The following is a 20,529-nucleotide window of genomic DNA, read 5'->3' as shown; positions in this document are numbered from 1 at the left end:
ACCGTCGGCGATCTATAGTCGGGTCAGACAAAGGGGCATGCGATGGAGCCACGGTCCGGGCTGGGGTTGGGTCAGCTGCTGCTCGCGCTGGACCGCACCATGGTGACGCTGGTCGAGGCGCCGCGCGGCCTGGATATGCCTGTCGCGTCGGTCGCGCTGGTCGACGCCGACGACGTTCGGCTGGGGTTGGCCGTCGGCCCCGGCTCGGCGGATCTGTTCTTCCTGCTCGGCGTCGACGACGTGGAGGCGGTGGGCTGGCTCGAACGTCAGTTCGCGGGCACCGGCCAAGTGCCCGCGGCGATATTCGTCAAGGAACCGTCGCCTGCCGCGGTCGAGCGGGCGGTCGCGCTGGGCACCGCGGTGGTGGCCGTCGAACCCCAGGCCCGCTGGGAGTCCCTGTACAAGTTGGTGAATCACGCCTTCGATCATCACGGCGACCGGGGCGACCCGCACCACGATCCGGGCACCGACTTGTTCGGCCTCGCCCAGTCGATCGCGGACCGCACCCGCGGCATGATCAGCATCGAGGACGAGGACTCCCACGTACTGGCCTATTCGGCCTCCAGTGACGAGGCCGACGAACTGCGCCGGTTGACCATCCTCGGGCGCGCCGGCCCGCCCGAGCACCTGGCCTGGCTGGCGCAGTGGGGCATCTTCGACGCCCTGCGTTCGGGCACCGACGTCGTACGCGTCGCCCAACGACCCGAGCTGGGGCTGCGCCCGCGCCTGGCGGTCGGCATCCACCTCCCCGATGCGAAGGCCGGCCGGTTCGCCGGAACCATTTGGCTGCAACAGGGTTCGGCTCCGCTGACCGACGACGTCGAGGACGTGCTGCGGGGCGGCGCGGTATTGGCGGCCAGGATCATGTCGCGGCTCTCCGCCTCGCCGTCCACACACACCCGACAAATACAAGAACTGCTCGGCCTGTCGGGGGACGCCGCCGATGTCGCCACCCTCGCACGGGAGCTCGGCATCCCGGCCGACGGTCGGGGTGCCCTCATCGGGTTCCTCGACCCGGAGGGCACCACCGCGACCAGCGTGATCGCGTTGAGCGCCAGCGCGTTTCGTCCCGATGCCCAGATCACATCGAGCAGTGGGCGGGTCTATGTCCTGCTGCCGAAGATCGGTGGGCCCTCAGCGGTGATGTCCTGGGTGCGCGGTGTGGTCGCGACGCTCGACCGCGAACTGGGGCTGTCGCTGCGGGCGGTCGTCGCCGCCCCGCTCGCCGGGCTGTCGGCCGCGGCGAACGCGCGCGCCGAGGTGGACCGGGTCTTCGACAGCGCGCAGCGTCATCCCGGAGCGATCGGACGTGTCGCGTCGCTCGACGACGCGCGCACCACCGTGCTCCTCGACGAGATCGTCTCGCGGGTCGGACAGCGACTCGTCGACCCCCGGATACGTCAACTGCGCGAACAGGATCCGGTGCTCGCCGAAACACTCGGGGCCTACCTCGACGCGTTCGGCGACATCGCCGCGGTCGCCCAGCAAATGCACGTGCATCCGAACACGGTGCGCTACCGCATCCGCCGCATCGAGAAGCTGGTGGCGACGTCGCTGAACGATCCCGACGATCGATTGGTGCTCGCGCTCGGCTTGCGCGCGACAGAACCTAGCCGGCTGTGAGGCGTTGTGCCGCAGCCGAGATACGTTCGTCGGTCGCGGTCAGCGCGATCCGCACGTGTTTGGTCCCGCGGGCGCCGTAGAACTCCCCGGGGGCGACGAGGATGCCGCGCTGCGCGAGCCAGGCGGCGGTGTCACGGCACGGTTCGCCCCGCGTCGCCCACAGATACAACCCGGCCTCGGAGTCTTCGACGGTCAACCCGGCCGAACGCACGGCGGGAAGCAGGATCTCGCGCCGTTTTTCGTAGCGGGCCCGCTGCTCGCGTTCGTGTTCGTCGTCGTCGAGCGCGGCGACCATCGCGCCCTGCACCGGCGTGGGCACCATCATTCCGGCGTGCTTGCGAACGGCCAGCAGCTCCGAGACGACCCCCGGGTCTCCGGCGACGAAGCCGGCCCGATACCCGGCCAGCGACGAAGTCTTCGACAGCGAATGCACGGCCAGCAGCCCGGTGTGGTCTCCGTCGCAGACCGACGGATGCAGCACCGACACCGGTTGGGCATCCCAGCCCAACCCGAGGTAGCACTCGTCGGAGGCGACCAGGACCCCGCGTTCGCGCGCCCAGCCGACCACCTTGCGCAGGTGGTCGACGCCGAGCACCTTGCCCGTCGGGTTGCTCGGCGAATTCAGGTACACCAGAGCGGGGGTCTGCGGGCCGAGCTGTGTCAGGGAATCGGCCCGCACGATCCGCGCACCCGCCAGCCGCGCGCCCACGTCGTACGTCGGGTACGCCAGCTCGGGCGCGACGACGGCGTCGTCGGGACCCAGCCCCAACAACGTCGGCAACCACGCGATGAGCTCTTTGCTTCCGATCACCGGCAGCACGGCATCGGGCGCAAGGCCCGTAATGCCGTATCGCCGAGCCAGCGCGTTCGTGGCCGCTTCGCGCAGGGCGGGGGTGCCTGCGGTGGTCGGATAGCCGGGCGAGGCGCTCGCCGCCGTCAGCGCTTCGCGGATGACCGGCGCCACCGGGTCCACCGGGGTGCCGACGGACAGGTCGACGATGCCGTCAGGGTGCGCGCGGGCCAACGCGGTCACCTCGGCCAGGGTGTCCCAGGGGAACGCCGGCAGCGACGCGCTACGGGGCTGTCGCGGCTCTCGGCCGCGCTGCGCGGTCGGGTGCACACTGTGCCCTGCGTGAGCCGTTATCAGTCCTCACCTTGCGGCGGCATGCTCTTGACCGGCTCCGGGTCGTTGTCGGTCTGACCCACCTTCGACGCGCCGCCGGGCGAACCCAGTTCGTTGAAGAAGTCGGCGTTGATCTGTGTGTAGCTGCTCCACTGATCGGGCACGTCGTCTTCGTAGTAGATGGCCTCGACGGGGCAAACCGGCTCGCAGGCACCGCAGTCCACGCACTCATCCGGGTGGATGTAGAGCATCCGAGCGCCCTCGTAGATGCAGTCGACTGGGCATTCCTCGATACACGCCTTGTCTTTGACGTCGACACAGGGTTCGGCAATGACGTACGTCACCGTGTTCTCCTCAAGGTCTCCTCGATCTCCTGTCCGGTGGGCTGCCGTACGGGATGGGCATCCAAGCTCAGCCGCAAGTATCCGTGGTCGATACTTGGACGGTCGTCTCAGTGTGCCCTAACTTTCACGCCGCCCCTTGTTAGGGGTTGCGCGTGGTTACTGATACTAAACGTCGCACATACAGCTGCCTAGCAGACACCCCTTACTGCCCACCCACCTGTGACGACGGTGCGTGTTTGTTGCCGACACGCCGCCGTTCAGCAGCCTTTTGCGCACGCTCGCTGCGGCTCGAACTTGCTATACCTGCGAGATGGAACGTTGTGTCCCGCCGGCCGACAAGACGGCCGTCCTCCATGTCCGACAACTGACGGCGCCGGAACTCGACGCTGTACGCGCCGCCAAGCGGGTCTTCAAGGAGAGTGCGTGGGACGAATGGCGCACCACGCAGCCGCTCGGCTTCGAGGGGCCGAACCAGCAGTTCGAGGTCCACGCCGATTTCGCGACCGATCTGGTGTCGGTGCCGGGCGTGGTCGCCTGGTTCGTGCCCCGCGCCGGGCGGTATGCCCGTGCGGCCGTCCTGCACGACTATCTGTGGCGCTTTCCCGAACGCACGGGGTGCGACCGCCGAACCGCCGACTATCGCTTTCGCCTGCAGATGCAGCGCGACGGCGTGAGCCTACTGAGGCGCTGGATCATCTGGGCGGCGGTGCGGCTGTCCGCGATCCTGCAGGGCAAAGGAGGCGCCGGATGGTGGCAGGACGTGCCGGGCGCAGTACTTCTGGTGCTGCTCGTCGCGGCGCCGATCGTCGTTCTGCCCGCTCTCGCGATCCTGGTCTCGACGGTGGTGTTCTGGCTTCTCGAATCGGCCATCGCGGCGGTGGTACCCGACGAGGCACCACCTCCGCTACAGCTCAAGACCTGACGGGTCAGGCCTGCTTGACGGCCTCGATTTCGAGGGTGATGGTGACCTTGTCGCCGACGACGGCACCGCCGGTCTCGAGGGGCATGTCGATGTCGATGCCGAAGTCTCTGCGGTTCAGCACAACTGAGGCTTCGAAGCCCGCGACCTCGCCCTGTCCCATGCCGGGGTTGACGCCGCTGAACTCGACTTCCAGGGTGATCGGTTTGGTGACGCCCTTGAGTGTGAAGTCGCCATCGACGAGATAGGTGTCGCCGTTGGGCCGCACACCGGTCGAGGTAAAGGTGGCGATCGGATGCTTCGCGGTGTCGAAGAAGTCGCCCGACTTGAGGTGGCCGTCGCGTTGCTCGTTGCGGGTGTTGACGGAGTCGACCTTGATTTCGGCGGTGACCGAGGGGGTGCCGTCCTCGGCGACGGTGATCGCGCCGTTGACGTCGTCGAACGTGCCGCGCACCTTGCTCACCATCATGTGGCGTACGGAGAACCCGACGGTCGAGTGCACGGGGTCGATGGCCCAGGTGCCGACGGAAAGAGGGCTCTTGACGGCTGTGGTCATATTCGTTGCTCCTTCGTTTTGATTGGCCTACACGAGTAGAAGCGGACTACAGTCCGGTCTTATTCCCCGAGGCCCCTCACCGGCCGCGAGCGACCGCCAAATGCCACGGAAACGCGGCGTGTCCGTGTGCAAACGCGGTCGCTCGCGGCCTGGAAAGGTGAGGGAGGAGGCTAGGCGGCGAGGGGGGCGTACGTCGTGGAACGCTGGCGCGCCGGGCGCCCGATGCCCTCGGCGATCGCGACGAGTTCCTCGACGGTCTTGTAGGAGCCGAACTCCGAACCGGCCATCCGCGAGATGGTCTCCTCCATCAGCGTGCCGCCGAGGTCGTTGGCCCCGCCGGTGAGCATCACCTGGGTGCGCTCGACGCCGAGTTTGACCCAGCTGGTCTGGATGTTGGAGATCCGGCCGTGCAGCATGATGCGCGCGAGCGCGTGCACAGCGCGGTTGTCGCGATGTGTCGGCCCCGGCCGCGCACCACCGGCCAAATACAGGGGCGAGCTCTGATGCACGAACGGCAGCGGCACGAACTCGGTGAAACCGCCCGTGCGGTCCTGGATCTCGCGCAACACCCGTAGGTGGCCGACCCAGTGTCGCGGCTGGTCGACGTGGCCGTACATCATCGTCGAACTGGACCGCAGCCCGACCTCGTGGGCGGTCGTCACGACCTCGATCCACATCGACGTCGGCAGCTTGCCCTTCGTCAGCACCCAGCGCACTTCGTCGTCGAGGATCTCGGCCGCGGTGCCCGGGATGCTGCCCAATCCCGCCTCGCGCAACGAGGTCAGCCATTCCCGAATCGACAGGCCGCTGCGGGTGACGCCGTTGGCGATCTCCATCGGCGAGAACGCGTGTACGTGCATCGACGGCACCCGCTTGCGCACCGCGCGCACCAGATCGGCGTAGCCGGTGACGGGCAGTTCGGGGTCGATACCGCCCTGCATGCACACCTCGGTCGCACCCGCGACGTGCGCCTCCCACGCCCGGTCGGCGACCTCGTCGACCGACAGCGAGTACGCGTCGGCGTCGCCTTTACGCTGCGCGAAGGCACAGAACCGGCAGCCGGTGTAGCAGATGTTGGTGAAGTTGATGTTGCGGTTGACGACGAACGTGACGTCCTCACCGACCGCGTCACGACGCAGCGAATCGGCAAGCGCGGCAACGGCGTCCAGAGCGGGACCGTCGGCGCACGCCAACGCCAGGTACTCGTCGTCAGACAACCCGGCCGGATCGCGTTCGGCGGCGCGCAACGCCGCCAGCACATCGGTGTCGATGCGTTCGGGCGCCCTGGCCGCGAGCTCGGAGATCTTCTCGCGGATCGACTCCCAGTCACCGAACGCGCTGTCGAGGTCGCTGCGGGTCTCGGTGAGCCGGCCCGCGGCGTCGATAGCCGAGTGAAGGTCGGTGCGGCCCAACGACTCCGACGCCTCGTCGGGCTCCTGCCACGGCCGGCCGGTCGGGTTGACGTCCAGCGCCAAACCGGTGTCGGGGTCGGCCAGCGCGTCGACGTGTCCGCGCACCCGCGGGTCGATCCACGCCGCACCCGCCTGCACGTACTGCGGCTGCGCGGTGAGCCGTTGCACCAGGTCGTAGCCGGCGTCGGCGGTCACGGCGGCCAGCTCGTCGAGCGCCGGCCACGGACGTTCGGGGTTGACGTGGTCGGGGGTCAGCGGCGAGACGCCACCCCAGTCGTCGACCCCGGCGCCGACGAGGGCCAGACACTCGTTGCGCGACACCAGGTTCGGCGGCGCCTGGACCCGCATCTTGGGTCCCAGCACCAGCCGGGTCACCGCGATCGTCGCCAGGAAATCCTCGAATTCCGCATCGGGTGACGAGGCCATCGCGGTGTGGTCCTTGGCCCGGAAGTTCTGCACGATCACTTCCTGAACGTGCCCGAACTCCTTGTGCGACCGGCGAATCGCATGAATGGTCTCGGCCCGCTCGACAAGCGTCTCCCCGATCCCGACCAGCAGGCCCGTGGTGAACGGAATCGACAGCCGGCCGGCGTCGGCCAGCGTCCGCAGCCGGACCTCCGGGTCCTTGTCCGGGCTCCCGTAATGGGCGGCACCACGCGTCTCATACAGCCGCCGCGACGTGGTCTCGAGCATCATGCCCATCGACGGCGCTACCGGTTTGAGCCGCGACAGCTCCGACCAACTCATCACGCCCGGATTCAGGTGCGGCAGCAGCCCGGTCTCCTCGAGGACGCGGATCGCCATCGCGCGCACATAGTCCAGCGTCGAGTCGTACCCCCGCTCGTCGAGCCATTGACGGGCCTCGTCCCACCGCGCCTCGGGGCGGTCGCCGAGCGTGAACAACGCTTCCTTACAACCCAATTGCGCACCGCGCCGCGCGACGTCGAGGATCTCGTCGGGCTCCATGTACATGCCTTTGCCCTGTGCACGCAGCAGGCCCGGGACGGTGACGAACGTGCAGTAGTGGCAGGTGTCGCGGCACAGATGCGTGACGGGGATGAACACTTTGCGCGAGTAGCTGACCGGAAGGCGCCCCGAGGGCCCGCGCCGGCCGGCCGCTTCGAGTCCCGCGTCGCGCACCCGGGACGCGCTGGTGCACAGATCGGCGAGGTCATCCCCGCGGGCGGTCATCGCGATCGCGGCTTCGTCGACGTTGAGGGCCACCCCGTCGCGCGCGCGGCGCAGCACCCGCCGGAGAGCCGCCGGACTGGGCTGATCGGGTTTCGGTGGTATCACCGGGTCGGGCAGATCGGCGCCGTGCTGGGGGTTCAGAGCCACTCCCGTATAACCCCGCGCTCGTTGAGGATCATCCGCGCGTCTCACTTCCTGAAACATCGGCGCCTGACATATCGGCAACAGTAGTCCGGACGGTGGCGTCGGCGGCACGCTGCCATCGGATCGGTGAACCGCAGCAAACTCGCGCCGTCATTCGGTTACGCGCGAGCAAATATCGGCGTAGTTTGCTGAGGGTCGGGGCTTTGGAGGACTACGTGAAGCGCTCTGCATACTCAATCTTGACGATGGCAGTGATCATCCTGGCGGTGAGCGCTGTGGTGATCGCCCCGGTACGCCCTGCCCCGCCGCCGGAACCAACTCCCACCGTCCGACTGGTGGCGTTGGCGCAAACCACGACCTCGACGGTGCGAACCGGGCCCTCAGTTCCCGATCTCGAGCTGCCCGAGTTGCTGGTCTGGTGGCTCGAGAGAATCGTCGTCCCGCCGAGCGCCCGCGCCCCGTTCCCTTCCCCGAACTTCCCGAACGTCGTCGGCGGCAATTCGATCGACAGCGCGATCAAGAACGTCTACAACGCGATCGAACCGTGGGTGGAATGGGGCTTCGACGTGGCCGCATACGCCGTCGGCTGGATCCCCTACGTCGGCTGGCTCGCCCCGCAGATCGAGATCTTCTACAACTTCGGCGAACGCATCGTGCAAAGCATCACGTTCAACATCGCCGACTGGCTCGGCGGGAACATCAGCTTCTGGGACGGGCTGGTCCGCGTCGCCGTCGACACCATCAATTCGTTCATCTTCCTCGCCAACGACCAGCTTGCTTTCTGGCTCCCGCCGCTGCCGCCGATCCCGCCCATCGGCCCGTTCGCGGCCGAGGCCGCCGAAGCCGGGATCCAGCTCTCCGCGCTCGACGAAACGAACCTCCCCGAAGCCAAGGTGGACCAGGAAGACGAACTGGACGACGGTGTCAAGGACTTCGACGAGACGCTCACCCAGCGTCAGGGGATCGTCCAACAGGGCGTCAGCGAATTCGAGGGTGAGGTCGGCGGCGAACTCTCCGATGTCGACGGGGCGCAGCTCGAACAGGTGCCGGGGACCGAAAAGCTCGAGGGCGAGCCCAACGCCGACGGACTCACCGAGGGCGCCGAACCCGAACTCAATGGCGGGCCCGAACTCGAACTCGACGGTGAGAAGGAGTTGACGACCACCACCACGACGGACACCAGGGCCACCACGACAACCGTTCAGGCACAAGGTGAGATCCGCGCGTCGGCGATCGCCACACCGATCGGCACGACGAATCCGCAGACGACCGACGGCTCAGTTGCCCTGGATGCGAAGGATGACCTCGAGGCCGCCGCACCCCAGCCGCCATCGGCACAGGCGCCGTCGCCGAACGCGGCCGGGGACCTGGACCCGCAGGACGGTACGGACCAGAACTCCGCCGAGGCCACCGGGTCGGCGGCCGGGACGACGTAACGTCAGGTCTGCTTCACCGCCGCCCGCAGGACCGCCGCGGGCGGCAGCGTGCCGAGCACGAGGAGCAGCAAGGCCGCGTACTCCATGACGCCGGCCCCGCCGAAGATCAGGTCGTCTCCCGGACCGCCCAGCGTCATCAGCGCGACCGTCAACAGCCAGGTCCACAGCGGAACGGCCGCGACCCGCGGCGACGACGTCCAGTGCAACGCGGCCCACACCAGCGCGGCGTTGACCAGGCCGGCGATCAGCGCGCTGATCGGAAATGGAATGGATCCGAGGCGGAGCGGAAGGAACATGGCCGAAGCGATGGCGCACAGCACCCCATCGATGGCCAGCAGCGTCAGGACCGCCACGCGTCGAGGCGCGGCGGCGAAGGTGCGTGAGTTCAGGTCGGGATGCTGTCCAGCATGCCGGTGAGGGAACCGATCACCCACTGCAGGCTGTCGAACCGGTCCTGCCAGTGCTGCAGGTTGGGATCGAGGTCTGGATCCATGTGCCGTCCCTTCTCGCGCCGCCGACTGCGGGCGAGCTTACTCCCTCTTTGTGCCGCTATTGAAGGTCCAGTCCGGCCAGGAGGTCGGTTTCCCAGCCTCGGCTGTCGCGTTCACCGGCCGTTCCGGCGGCCAGGATGTAGTGCTCGGCGGCGCCGATCGGCAGCGCGATGTTGTTGGACAGCGCGAACGAGCGACCGTTCGGGGCGACGCTGATCTGCGTGGCGTGCGCGCGCATCGCCGCCACCTTGGCGCTCAACTGCCCGGGATCGTCGATCACCGCGTCGATCTCGTCGTCGGGGTAGCCGAACGGGACCTCGTCCACGGTCACCCGGGTCCACTGTGCGGGTGCGTCGTCGATCGCGGCCAGCGCTTCGGCGATCGCGGTCGTGGAGATCACCGCCCAGTAGACCTTCGGCACGGTCCACGGCTGGTCTGCGAACTCCGTCCCTCCCGCGGCCGCCACGGCGGCCATCGTCACCTCGTGCGTGTGGATGTGGTCGGGATGGCCGTAGCCGCCCCGGGGGTCGTAGGTGACGACGACGTGGGGGCGCAGGTCGCGGATGATCTCGACCAGCGCACCGACCGACTCGGCGGGATCGGCGTCGATGAACCTCTGGTGGTGACGCCGCGGTGTGCCCGCCATCCCCGAGTCGCGCCAGCGCCCGGCCCCGCCGAGGTACTCCGGTTCGTCGATGCCCAGAGCGTTGAGGGCGGTGGTCAGCTCGCCGATGCGATACCCGCCGAGCTGATCGGCCTCGTCCACGGCCAGGTGCGCCCACCGCTCGCCGATCACCTCACCCTCTTCGCCGAGCGTGCACGTCACGACGCGCACCTGCGCTCCGCGGGCGACGTAGTGGGCGATCGTGGCGCCGGTGGTCAGCGTCTCGTCGTCGGGATGGGCGTGGACGAACAACAGCCGCCCGCGGGGGCCAACAGCATCGCGTTCCATTCGCACCAGCTTGCCTGCCGGCTGGCATACATTCACGTGGTGTCCCGGCGCACCGTGGAGTTCGGTTGCGCGATCGTCATCATCGGCCTGCTCGCCGGCGTCGCGGGTGCGGCCACGACGCTGCTGCTGCACGGCGTCGAACACCTCACGTACCACTACTCGTTCGGCACCCTGCTCACCGGTGTCGGCGGGAGCAGTCCCATCCGGCGCGCCGCAGGCCCGATGGTCGGCGGGGCGCTGGCCGGTTGCGGGTGGTGGCTGCTGCGGCGGCGCACCGAGATCCCGTCGCTGTCCTCGGCGATCAGCGAGCCTCGGCGACTGCCCCGCGTGCCGTTGTGCATAGACGCGGCACTTCAGGTGTTGCTCGTCGGGTCGGGCGCATCGCTGGGGCGCGAGAGTGCTCCGCGTCAGATCGCCGCTGCGCTCGGCGATTTCGGGACGACGCGGCTGGCCCTGACCGCCCGTGATCGCGAGATCCTGCTCGCCTGCGCCGCGGGCGCAGGGCTGGGCGCGGTGTACAGCGTGCCGGTGGGCGGCGCCCTGTTCACGGCGAGCATCCTGCTCAGAACCTGGCATCCGCGCGCGGTCGGCGCGGCGTTGATCACGTCGAGCCTGGCGGTCGCGGTGGCAGCGCCGGTCACGCACCTCGAGCACGCGTTGACGTGGCCCGATTTCGAGTTGTCGCCGCTGTTCGTGTTTCTGGCGGTGGCGATCTCGCCGCTGGCCGCCGCCGTCGGCTTGGCGTTCGACCGCGCGATGACCGCTGCCCGTCCGCGGATCCAGGTGCGCTCATGGGTGCTCATCCCCGCCGTGGCCGCGGCCGGCTTGCTGACCGGCGTGTGTTCGATCTGGTGGCCCGAACTGCCGGGCAACGGCAGGAGCATCCTCACGGTCAGCGTCAACAGTGGGCTCACCCTCGGTGCGGCCGCCATGATCCTGTTGCTGAAGCCGCTGCTGACGGCGGTGTTCCTGCGCGCAGGCGCGGTCGGCGGCCTGATCACTCCCGCGTTGGCGACGGGTGCGGCCGCCGGGTCGCTCGTCGCGCTCGCGCTGAACCAGTGGGCGGGCACGGACATCCCCGTCTCGGCGTTGTCGCTGACGTGCGCGGCAGGTGTCCTGGCCATCACCCAGCGGGCGCCGGCGTTCGCCGCGTTGTTCGTATGGGAGCTGGCGCATCCGCCCTATTGGCTGCTGGTGGTGTTCGCGATCGCGGCGTTCGCGGCGCACGGCCTGCGCGGGCTGCGCGACAAGCGGCTCGCTGGTTGAGCCGCTACTGCTTGGTCTTCACCCATTGGCCGGCGTCGCCGACGATGCCGACGGGCACCGCGCCGGACAGGCTGACGTTCTGCACGCTGGGCCCGGACGCCACGATCGTGGTGTCCTGCAGGATCGGCAGCACCGTCGCCATGTTCCACAGGCGCGGTTCGACGGCCGTGATGACGTCGGCGATGTCTTCGCTGCCGTCCAGCGCGGCGTCGATCTTCGGCTGAATGCTGCGATCACAGATCCCGGTGATGTTGCTCGGCGCCTGGACCAGTTCGTCGGGTTCGGGGTCGGGCTCAGGGCTCGGTGTGGTCGCGGTGGGTGTGGGCCGCGTCGTGCTCGGGGTCGGGGTGGCGGGCGCGGTCGCCCGGGGCCCGGGCTGGACGGTCGCCACCGGCGTCGCCTCCAGCGCCCGGCAGCCGTAGCGCGACGCGAGCGCCGTGCTCAGATCGCCGCCCGCCTGATTCCAGCCGACCACCGCGTCGACCCGGTTGTTGGGCAGGGCTTCGTCGTACAGCGCCACGGGGTCGAGCGCGGACACCGATGCCGCGATGCCGACATTGCGCAGTTGGTCGGCCGCGGTGTTGGCCACGGCCACCGACGTCGGATCGTTGGCGGCCACCCCGATCACCAACGTCAACGGCTCACCGTCCTTGGCGATGCGGCCGCGGTCGCCGTCCGGCGGCGGGTTTCCGGGTGTGGGCGGCGCACTGGTCAGGACCGGTTCCACCTCGTACCCCGCGTCGGCCAGCAATCCGAGGGCGTCCTCCTTGGCCATCGCGGGCGGCGCGGTGGGGGTGTAACCCGGATCCGATGGTGAGCGCACCTGAGCCTGCGCCAACGTCACCGTGTTGTCGTCGCCCGCGCCCACAGCGGCGAGCAGGTCGACGTCGAGCAACCCGAGGATCGCCTTGCGCACTTGTGAGTCGCGCAACGCGGGCTGCTGGGCCCGCAGACTCAACCGCATCACGCGCGGCGTGACGATCCGCGCCGTGCGCACGTCGGGGATCGCCGAGAGTTGGGCGAACACGGCCGATCCGCCGTGCACCTGGGCGACCTGCGTGTCGCCGTTGCGGATCGAATCGGCCAGCGCCGCCGAGTCACCGCCCCGCCGGAACAACACCTGATCGGGCTTCGCCGGAGGGCCCCAGTAGCGGTCGTTGCGGGCCAGCAGGATCTCGTCGCGCTGGGGGTCGATGTTCTCGACGCGGAACTGACCGCCCGTGACCGGTAGGGCCCGCGCCAGGCCCGCGGCGAATCCGCCCGGGACGTCCTTGACGATGTGGGCCGGCAGGATGTCGTTGAACAACTCGCGCCACGCCGGATACGGCTGCGAGAACGTCACGACCGCGGTCTTGCCGCCTTCGACCGACTGCACGCCGGTGATCAGGTCGTAGCCCGCGGGGTCCACGACCCCGGGTTGGCTGACCATCTGCTGCCACAGGTACCAGTAGTCGTCGGCGGCGATCGGCGCGTTGTCGGTCCACGACGCCTCGGGGCGGATCTTGTAGGTGACGGTGAACGGGTCTTGGCTCGTCACCTCTGCCGAGTCCAACAGCGTGGTGTCGAGTTCCCAGCGCGACCCGGTCGGGGTTTTCGGATCGGCGATGGGCCGAAAGGAACTGGGCAGCACCAGCGAGCTGATCGCCGCGTTGACGGGCGACTGGTCGGACACCAGATGCGGATTGAAACCCGGGCCGATCCAGTCGATCGCCATGATGATCTGCGTCGCCTTCAACGGAGGAGGCGGCGGCTGCTGCATTGTGTCGGTGCTCTGCGGCGCGGGCGGTGGGCTGACGGTGCAGGCGGCCAGCAGTGTCACCATCGCGGACAACGTGGCGATGACGCGTCGGGGGCCGGGCACGACCAACAGGGTATCGGGCGGTTTTGCCTCGCCCGCCCGATCGGCGGGCGTCGCTTTCAGCCCCGGGCCTTCGCGCGGGCCTTGGCCCTGGCGCGCAAGCTCGCGTTCAGCTCCACCTTGCGCACGCGGACGACCTCGGGCGTGACCTCGACGCATTCGTCCTCGGCGCAGAACTCCATGGCCTGTTCCAGGGTCAGTTCCAGCGGCCGGGCCAGGGTCTCGATGACGTCGGCCGTCGAGCTGCGCATGTTGGTGAGCTTCTTTTCCCGGGTGACGTTGACGTCGAGATCCTCCGCGCGCGGGTTGATGCCGACGACCTGGCCTTCGTAGGTGTCCTGGCCGGGCTCGACGAAGAACTGGCCCCGGTCGGCGAGCTGGATCATCGCGAACGGCGTGATCTGACCGCTGCGGTCCGACACCAACGAGCCGCTGTGCCGGGCGCGGATCTCCCCCGCCCACGGTCGGTAGCCGTCGAAGACCGCGTTGGCGATGCCGGTGCCGCGGGTGATCGTCAGGAAGTCGGTGCGGAAACCGATGAGTCCGCGGCTCGGCACGACGAAGTCCATCCGCACCCAGCCCGCGGCGTGATTGGTCATGTCTTCCATGCGGCCCTTGCGAGCCGCCATCAGCTGTGTGATCGCGCCGACGAACTCCTCGGGACAGTCGATGGTCATCGCCTCGTACGGCTCGTGCAGTTTCCCGTCGATGGTGCGGGTGACCACCTGCGGCTTGCCGACCGTCAGCTCGAAACCCTCGCGGCGCATCTGCTCGACGAGCACGGCCAGCGCCAGCTCGCCGCGGCCCTGCACCTCCCACGCGTCCGGCCTGCCGATGTCGACGACTTTGATCGACACGTTGCCGACCAGTTCGGAGTCCAGCCGGTTGCGCACCATCCGCGCGGTGAGCTTGTGGCCCGACACCTTGCCCGCCAGAGGCGACGTGTTGGTGCCGATGGTGACGGAGATGGCCGGCTCGTCGACCGTGATGCGCGGCAGCGCGTGCGCGTGGTCCGGATCGGCGAGGGTGTCGCCGATCATGATCTCGGGCATGCCCGCGACGGCGACGATGTCGCCGGCGATGGCCTGGTCGGTGGGGTTGCGTTCGACGCCGACGGTCGCCAGCAGTTCGGTGATCTTGGCGTTGGTGACCACCGGTACGCCGTCGACCTCGCGCATCCAGGCGACCTGCTGGCCTTTGCGCAGCTTGCCGTTGTAGATGCGGACGAGCGCCAGACGCCCCAGGAACGCCGAGGCGTCGAGGTTGGTGACCAGGGCCTGCAGCGGGGCTTCGGGGTCGCCGGTGGGCGGCGGGATGTGCTCCATGAGGACGTCGAACAGCGGGTCGAGGTTGGTGCCGTCCGGGTTCTCGCCGTTGGCGGGTTCGGTGGTGCTGGCGATGCCGGCCCGGCCGGACGCGTACAGCGTCGGCAGACCGAGCGCCTCCTCGGCGGCCTTCTGCGCCTCCTCGTCGAGGTCGGACGCCACGTCGAGCAGCAGGTCGTGGCTGTCGGAGACGACCTCGCTGATCCGGGCGTCCGGCCGGTCGGTCTTGTTGACGACGAGGATGACCGGCAGGTGGGCGGCCAGCGCTTTGCGCAGGACGAAGCGGGTCTGTGGGAGCGGCCCCTCGGACGCGTCGACCAGCAGCAACACACCGTCGACCATGGACAGCCCGCGTTCGACCTCGCCGCCGAAGTCGGCGTGTCCGGGGGTGTCGATCACATTGATGACGGTCACGCTGCCGTCGCCGTGATGGCGGTGCACGGCGGTGTTCTTGGCGAGGATCGTGATGCCTTTTTCCCGCTCCAGGTCACCGGAGTCCATGATGCGCTCGGTGGCGTCGTCTCCGCGGTGGGTGAGCGCGCCCGACTGCCGCAGCATGGCGTCGACCAGGGTGGTCTTCCCATGGTCGACGTGTGCCACGATGGCGACGTTTCTAAAATCCACTTCGAGATTGTCGCAGCGCAGTCGGCCAATCACGAAAACGAGAGATGCCCGTCACGTGAAGCCCAATAAGCTCGCCGACCTCAAACCGAAGAAGAAGTGCTGCCGCAGCCAGCCGCGCTGCAAGCGTTGCCCGGTCGTCGTTCACCAGGTGCGCAAGGCAGAGCGCAACGGCATTCGAGGCAAGGATCTGGTGAAGGTCCACAAGCGCGCCCGCCGACGGAAATAGCGTCTACGGGTACGACAGCAGCACCATCACCCGGCCGCCGGGTGGCGGGACGGGGAAATCGCTTTCGTCGAAGCCGTAGTACTCGCGCTGCGTTTCGGTGATCTCGTCGGTCACCCGGCCCTGGGTGTGAATAGCGTTGTCCCGCATGCCCTTCATGACACCGACGAAGTCGGGCACCGACAGCGACTCGGCCAGCAGCAGCGCTTCCCCGCCGGACGAAAGTTCAACCAGCACACCGGCTCCCGCGAAGTTGTTGCCGCCGCGGCCGGTCCCTCGCGGCGCCCAGTAGACCGGTTCACCGGTCACGTCGCCTGCCACCCGCCGGTACTGCCCGATCGCGTCGGCGCTGTCCGCCGCGGTCACCACGGGCAACTTGTCGATGGTGCGCAGTTCATCCCACCACATGTACGCGAGCGGAATCGCGACGATCGCATACACCATCACGATCAGCATGAGCAGCGGTTTCCACGCCATCTCCCAACCGAGCTTGCGCTCCGAGACCCCCTGCGCCGCAGCATGTTCGGTGACTTCGGCCCGACCGAAGCGGAAGACGTACCAACTGAGCACTCTCGCCAGCGCCATCAGCGCCAACACGATGAGCCCGACGATGCCCGCGACGCGCCAGTAGAAGGTGCTGTCGCCGTGGTTGATCGTCATGAGAACCATGACGGCCGGGATGGGCGCGGTCAGAAGAAGCAAGAGTGAATACGACGGATGACTTGTCAGGTACTGGTATTCGACGCGCCACGCGCGGTTGCCGCCGAACACGGTGACGTCGCCGACGTCGGCGCGCACCATCGGTGTCCACGACCCCTGCTTCACCCGGGGTTTGACGAGGCTGCGAAAGAAGAAGAACCCACAGACCATCGACACCACCAGCGCACCCCAGAACACGCCCGGCATCGCCTCGCCGGTGCCCGGTACGCCGAACGCACCGCGGATGTCGATGATCTTGGCGATGAAGAAGGTCAGCGGGAGAGCGAAGAAGAATTCGACGAGCCACATCTGCACGAGTTGCGGGATGCGCGAACCGATCCGGTCAAAGGCGAGCACTCCTCGCCAGATGAACCGCAGTACGGGCATGAACGGCAAGACTATGTGGACAGGGGCCGTCGGGCGGCCGATCTCGGGAGATCCGGGCTAAGCGCCGAGCGCCCCTTTCAGGGCGGGCAGCCATGCTCGGTCGGCGGGCACCCACGCCAGCGCCTCGAGTTCGCCGACGCCGATCCAGCGCAGCGCGCGGTGGTCGTTGGGGTGCAGGGCGCCGCCGGTGTGCGTGACGCGGTAGGCGCGCAGGATCATGGTCGGGCCGAGTGCGACGTCCTCGCCCAGGCGCTCTCCCACGTCCACCACGACGCCCAGTTCCTCGTGCAATTCGCGAGCCAGCGCGGCTTCCTCCGTCTCACCGGCGGACACCTTGCCGCCGGGCAGTTCCCACAGGCCCGCCAGTTCGGGTGGCCGGTCGCGCTGCGCGACAAGCAGCGAGGCCTCTGTGATCAGAGCACCGGCGACGACGATCTGGTTCGACATCTGGTTCGACACTGCGGCTGACGGTATACGGTCGAAGCCATGGCTGTGTTAACGGACGAACAAGTGGACGCCGCACTGCCCGAGCTGCCCGGCTGGGAGCGAGCCGACGGCGCCCTGCGACGCTCCATCAAGTTCCCCGCGTTTCTCGACGGCATCGACGCGGTGCGCCGGGTCGGCGAGCACGCGGAGTCCAAGGATCATCATCCCGATATCGACATCCGCTGGCGGACAGTGACTTTCGTGTTGGTGACGCATTCCGAGGGTGGTATCACCGACAAGGACCTCGAAATGGCTAAGGACATCAACGGCATCGTCGGCCAGTAGAGGCGATCCAGGCCAACGTCGCCAGCGTGGCGACGATGTAGATCAAGCCCGCCCACGCCAGATACCACGGTCGCGGGATCACCCAGATCGTCGGCTGGGCGAAGCTCAGCAACCACGGCACCCCGATCGCCGTCAACGCGAGCCAGCCCCAGCCCAGCACCCGCGCGCCCCGCCGGGTGCTCAGCGGTCCGTGCAGCAGCCAGATCATCAGCGGGATCAGCCACACCCAGTGATGTGTCCACGAGATCGGCGACAGCAGCAGGCCGAACAACTGCACCACCACGATCGCACCCAGCCGGTCCGAAGCCCCGCCGATCGCACGCCACGCCAGGACCGCCAGCACCGCGGTCACCGCAATGCCCGCGACCACCGCGGGCCCGTATCCCGCATCGTGTCCGAGGATGCGCGATATGCCGCCGCGCCACGACTGGTTGAACGACGTGCCCACCGGGCCGACACGGTCGGCGTCGCCGAGCAGTTCGGTGAAGTAGCGGCGGGTCTCGTCGCCGACCACCAATGCCGAAAACCCCACGGTGGCAAGGAACACGACGGCGGAGAACACCACCGCACCCCATCGCCGCGCACCGAGGAAGTACAGCCCGGTCACCGCGGGCGTGAGCTTCAACCCGGCCGCGAGCCCGACCAGCAGGCCGGACAACCACCACCGCGTGCTGTACACCGCGTAGAGGACCGCCAGCACGAGCACCACGTTGATCTGCCCGTAGTCGAAGGTGCTGCGGAGCGGTTCGAGCCAGATGCCGACCGCCGTCCACAGCATCGCGACCCGCCGGCCGCCGGAACCCAGGAGTCGCTGGCTGATGCGCACCACGCCGTAGAGCGCGGCGATGATCCCGAGCTGCCAGAACAACGCGACGAGGCCGAACGGCAGCAGGTGAAGCGGATAGAACACGACCGCGGCGAAGGGCGGATAGGTGAACGGCAGCGGGAAGTCGGGCGTCTGCTCGGCGTAGACGTAGTCATAGAGCGCCCCGGGTTGGTCCAGCGTGCCGGCACCGCCGACGTAGACGTGCAGGTCGACGAAGTTCGCGCCGTTGGGCACCAGATAGGTCCACGCCAGTCGCGCCGCGATGCTGATCACCAACAGCACTGGCGCCGCAGCGGCCAGTCGGGCGGCCGTCCGCGACGTTGACGGGGCGGCGCTTGTCGAGGTGTCTATCTGCCCGACTCTATCGGCCGGTCACCGAAACCCCTCGCTTGCGTAACGGTTGAGTCACCGTCACACGTGTCACTTGAGCCACACCAGTAACTCCGTAGCTTCGGCCGAAGGCGTGCCGACACAACCGATTGGGAGAACCATGCACAGCACCGGAAAACTGTTCGCGACCACCATGATCGCCGCTGCGGGAGCGGTCTCGGCCGCGCTGGCGCTGAGCGCCACCGCCGCCGCCCAGCCCGCGGCGCCGGCACCGGCCCCCAGCGTGCCGGGCCTGCCGCTGATCCAGCAGCTGGCGTCCAACCCGGCCGCCGCGACGCAGCTCATGCAGGGCGTCACGTCGCTGCTGAACACCGCTTCGACCCCGGCCGCCCCGGCCGCGACGCCTCCGTCGGCGACGGCGACGGTCACCTTGCCGCAGCCGCCGTCGTCGTTGCCCGGCATGCCCGCAGCACCGGCGGCACCCGCCGCCACACCTGCGACCGCACCGGCCAACCCGGCCAACCTGCTGTCCAACCTGCCGACCGGGCTGGCCTCGCTGCTGCCTGAGGGCACGCCGCTGACCGGCCTCCTGCCCGCCGCGGCACAGGCGGCCACGCCGTCGGCCGCAGCACCGGCCGCCGCCGCCCCGGCCGCCGCAGCACCGGCCGCTGCGCCGGCACTTCCCGGCGCGGGTATGGCGCCGCTGCTGGTGCCGCTGTCGGCTCTTCCGTGATCCACGGGGCGGCGCCGAATCACGCACTGGCAGACACGACCACTACCACCACGTTCTGAGGGAGCCATGTCAGCTCGAAAGATGTTCGCCACCGCCGCCCTCGCGATCGGCTCATCGGCCACGCTGCTCGTCAGCGGCGTGACCGGTGTGGCCGGCGCCGAACCCGCGCCCCCGGCGCCGATCGACGGGCTGCAGGCGCCCGGCTTGACGGCGGTCCAGGGCATCAGCCCGGCGATCCAGCAGGCCGCCGCGGATCCCACGAATGCCGCGTCGACGCTGATGGCTGCGGCCGCGGTGTTCGCCGGTGACGCGGTCGCCCCCACCGAGTCGCGCAACGTGGCGTCGGCGGTCAACCAGTTCGTCGCCCACAACCCCGCACCCGGTGCGGTGCCGGGCGAGCAGGCGCACCTGCCGGCCGGGATCAACCCGGCTCACGCTGTCGGACCCGTACCGGAAGCAGCGCCGACACCGGAGGCACCTCCGGCCCCGGCGGCTGCACCGGTGGCTGTCGCCGCAGCGCCGGCGCCCGAGGCCGCACCGGCTCCGGCACCCGCGCCTGCTCCCGAGGCCGTACCGGCTCCGGCGCCGGCGCCCGCACCCGAGGGCGCACCGGCTCCTGCCGCCGCAACCGGACCCGGCTTCGGCCCGGACGCCCCGCCGACGCAGGACTTCATGTACCCGTCGATCAGCAACGGCTGCCTCGGCGACGGTGGAAACGTGCTGGCCACGGCGATTTCGGTGGCCGGACCCGCGAAGATCCCGACGCCGGGCCCCGGCCCGGGCCAGACCGCCTACGTGTTCACCGCGGTCGGCACGCCGGGTCCGGCAGCCGAGCAGAAGTTGCCGCTCAACGTCACCTGGGTCAACCTGACGACCGGCAAGTCAGGCAGCGCCACGCTGAAGCCGCGTCCGGATATCAACCCCGAGGGGCCGACCACCCTGACCGCGATCGCCGACACCGGCTCGGGCAGCATTCTGTCGACGATCTTCGGACAGGTCACGACCACCGAACGGCAGTGCCAGTTCATGCCGACGATCGGCTCGACGGTCGTTCCGTAGGGTCTCCCCACACCCCGCGAGCGACCGTGTTTGCGCCGCGACACGGCACGGCGGGGCGTGCAAACGCGGTCCCTCGTAGAGATCAGTAGGCCATGAAGAGGATCGCGTCCCGGTCGTAATCGCGGCCGGGATGCGCCTCGGAGAGGTGCGCCTGAGCCTTCTCGACCAGGTCCTCCTCGTCCTTACCGACGATCGCTTCGCCACACGGGCAGTTCAGGTGCGTCTTCATATCCCCAC

General features: G+C 68.9%; 20 protein-coding genes. 8 read left to right on the top strand and 12 right to left on the bottom strand.

Going from position 1 to position 20,529, the window contains the following annotated elements; all coding sequences use genetic code 11:
* Window positions 1-42: 42 nt before the first annotated feature.
* On the top strand, window positions 43-1,623 hold the full coding sequence (locus tag AU197_RS25640) for a PucR family transcriptional regulator (RefSeq protein WP_064406717.1): 1,581 nt from the start codon (window positions 43-45) through the stop codon (window positions 1,621-1,623).
* Here AU197_RS25640 and dapC read toward each other — a convergent pair.
* Complete coding sequence (gene dapC, locus AU197_RS25635) at window positions 1,610-2,743, bottom strand: succinyldiaminopimelate transaminase (protein WP_064406715.1); 1,134 nt, start codon at window positions 2,741-2,743, stop codon at window positions 1,610-1,612. The genes AU197_RS25640 and dapC overlap by 14 nt on opposite strands.
* 23 nt (window positions 2,744-2,766) lie before the next feature.
* The gene (gene fdxA, locus AU197_RS25630; protein WP_064348634.1) at window positions 2,767-3,090 is read right to left on the bottom strand and encodes a ferredoxin; all 324 of its coding nucleotides are present in this window, start codon (window positions 3,088-3,090) and stop codon (window positions 2,767-2,769) included.
* A 232-nt stretch (window positions 3,091-3,322) separates the two neighbouring features.
* Between fdxA and AU197_RS25625 the strand changes: the two genes are divergently transcribed.
* The gene (locus AU197_RS25625; protein ID WP_156434570.1) at window positions 3,323-4,012 is read left to right on the top strand and encodes a DUF1353 domain-containing protein; all 690 of its coding nucleotides are present in this window, start codon (window positions 3,323-3,325) and stop codon (window positions 4,010-4,012) included.
* A 4-nt stretch (window positions 4,013-4,016) separates the two neighbouring features.
* Here the strand turns inward: AU197_RS25625 and AU197_RS25620 are convergent, their stop codons facing one another.
* Both AU197_RS25620 and AU197_RS25615 read right to left on the bottom strand, forming a co-directional pair.
* Window positions 4,017-4,565 (bottom strand): YceI family protein, encoded by a 549-nt coding sequence (locus AU197_RS25620; protein ID WP_064406712.1) that lies wholly within the window; start codon window positions 4,563-4,565, stop codon window positions 4,017-4,019.
* 170 nt (window positions 4,566-4,735) lie between these two features.
* Window positions 4,736-7,315, bottom strand: a complete 2,580-nt coding sequence (locus AU197_RS25615; RefSeq protein ID WP_064406710.1) for a bifunctional FO biosynthesis protein CofGH — start codon at window positions 7,313-7,315, stop codon at window positions 4,736-4,738.
* A 242-nt stretch (window positions 7,316-7,557) separates the two neighbouring features.
* On the opposite strand from AU197_RS25615, the gene AU197_RS25610 reads away from it, so the two are divergent.
* Entirely contained in the window at window positions 7,558-8,748 is a 1,191-nt protein-coding gene (locus tag AU197_RS25610) for a hypothetical protein (RefSeq protein ID WP_064406708.1), read from the top strand.
* Between the two features lie 2 nt (window positions 8,749-8,750).
* On the opposite strand, the gene AU197_RS25605 is transcribed toward AU197_RS25610, so the two are convergent.
* Together AU197_RS25605 and mshB are read right to left on the bottom strand one after the other, a co-directional pair.
* Complete coding sequence (locus AU197_RS25605; RefSeq protein WP_502687909.1) at window positions 8,751-9,137, bottom strand: hypothetical protein; 387 nt, start codon at window positions 9,135-9,137, stop codon at window positions 8,751-8,753.
* 160 nt (window positions 9,138-9,297) lie between these two features.
* Window positions 9,298-10,191, bottom strand: coding sequence for an N-acetyl-1-D-myo-inositol-2-amino-2-deoxy-alpha-D-glucopyranoside deacetylase (gene mshB, locus AU197_RS25600; RefSeq protein ID WP_064406786.1), 894 nt, complete (start codon window positions 10,189-10,191; stop codon window positions 9,298-9,300).
* 39 nt (window positions 10,192-10,230) lie between these two features.
* On the opposite strand from mshB, the gene AU197_RS25595 reads away from it, so the two are divergent.
* On the top strand, window positions 10,231-11,457 hold the full coding sequence (locus tag AU197_RS25595) for a chloride channel protein (RefSeq protein WP_064406785.1): 1,227 nt from the start codon (window positions 10,231-10,233) through the stop codon (window positions 11,455-11,457).
* Window positions 11,458-11,461: 4 nt separating this feature from the next.
* Here the strand turns inward: AU197_RS25595 and AU197_RS25590 are convergent, their stop codons facing one another.
* Together AU197_RS25590 and typA are read right to left on the bottom strand one after the other, a co-directional pair.
* Window positions 11,462-13,324 (bottom strand): ABC transporter family substrate-binding protein, encoded by a 1,863-nt coding sequence (locus AU197_RS25590; RefSeq protein ID WP_197415659.1) that lies wholly within the window; start codon window positions 13,322-13,324, stop codon window positions 11,462-11,464.
* 50 nt (window positions 13,325-13,374) lie between these two features.
* Complete coding sequence (typA, locus tag AU197_RS25585) at window positions 13,375-15,264, bottom strand: translational GTPase TypA (protein WP_156434568.1); 1,890 nt, start codon at window positions 15,262-15,264, stop codon at window positions 13,375-13,377.
* A 55-nt stretch (window positions 15,265-15,319) separates the two neighbouring features.
* On the opposite strand from typA, the gene AU197_RS26385 reads away from it, so the two are divergent.
* Window positions 15,320-15,490: a hypothetical protein gene (locus tag AU197_RS26385; RefSeq protein ID WP_156434567.1), complete on the top strand. Its 171-nt coding sequence runs from the start codon at window positions 15,320-15,322 to the stop codon at window positions 15,488-15,490.
* 3 nt (window positions 15,491-15,493) lie between these two features.
* Here the strand turns inward: AU197_RS26385 and AU197_RS25580 are convergent, their stop codons facing one another.
* Both AU197_RS25580 and AU197_RS25575 read right to left on the bottom strand, forming a co-directional pair.
* Window positions 15,494-16,573: a hypothetical protein gene (locus AU197_RS25580; RefSeq protein ID WP_064406782.1), complete on the bottom strand. Its 1,080-nt coding sequence runs from the start codon at window positions 16,571-16,573 to the stop codon at window positions 15,494-15,496.
* Window positions 16,574-16,630: 57 nt separating this feature from the next.
* Window positions 16,631-17,020, bottom strand: a complete 390-nt coding sequence (locus AU197_RS25575) for a (deoxy)nucleoside triphosphate pyrophosphohydrolase (RefSeq protein WP_064406781.1) — start codon at window positions 17,018-17,020, stop codon at window positions 16,631-16,633.
* Between the two features lie 39 nt (window positions 17,021-17,059).
* On the opposite strand from AU197_RS25575, the gene AU197_RS25570 reads away from it, so the two are divergent.
* Window positions 17,060-17,344, top strand: coding sequence for a 4a-hydroxytetrahydrobiopterin dehydratase (locus tag AU197_RS25570; RefSeq protein ID WP_064406707.1), 285 nt, complete (start codon window positions 17,060-17,062; stop codon window positions 17,342-17,344).
* Here the strand turns inward: AU197_RS25570 and AU197_RS25565 are convergent.
* Window positions 17,322-18,521, bottom strand: a complete 1,200-nt coding sequence (locus AU197_RS25565; RefSeq protein WP_082696848.1) for a mannosyltransferase — start codon at window positions 18,519-18,521, stop codon at window positions 17,322-17,324. The genes AU197_RS25570 and AU197_RS25565 overlap by 23 nt on opposite strands.
* A 139-nt stretch (window positions 18,522-18,660) precedes the next feature.
* On the opposite strand from AU197_RS25565, the gene AU197_RS25560 reads away from it, so the two are divergent.
* Together AU197_RS25560 and AU197_RS25555 are read left to right on the top strand one after the other, a co-directional pair.
* Entirely contained in the window at window positions 18,661-19,233 is a 573-nt protein-coding gene (locus tag AU197_RS25560) for a hypothetical protein (protein WP_064406703.1), read from the top strand.
* Window positions 19,234-19,299: 66 nt separating this feature from the next.
* Window positions 19,300-20,292 carry an Rv1157c family protein gene (locus tag AU197_RS25555; RefSeq protein ID WP_064406701.1) on the top strand — a complete coding sequence of 331 codons (993 nt, stop codon included), beginning with the start codon at window positions 19,300-19,302 and terminating at the stop codon, window positions 20,290-20,292.
* Between the two features lie 82 nt (window positions 20,293-20,374).
* Here the strand turns inward: AU197_RS25555 and AU197_RS26150 are convergent, their stop codons facing one another.
* Window positions 20,375-20,521 (bottom strand): DUF1059 domain-containing protein, encoded by a 147-nt coding sequence (locus tag AU197_RS26150; RefSeq protein WP_068150949.1) that lies wholly within the window; start codon window positions 20,519-20,521, stop codon window positions 20,375-20,377.
* Window positions 20,522-20,529: the final 8 nt, after the last annotated feature.

This window comes from Mycobacterium sp. IS-1590 (genome assembly GCF_001500025.1).
In the GTDB taxonomy this organism is placed as follows: Bacteria; Actinomycetota; Actinomycetes; order Mycobacteriales; family Mycobacteriaceae; genus Mycobacterium.
The sequence above is the reverse complement of the archived record's forward strand: the minus strand, read 5'-3'. Positions and strand labels throughout refer to the sequence as shown.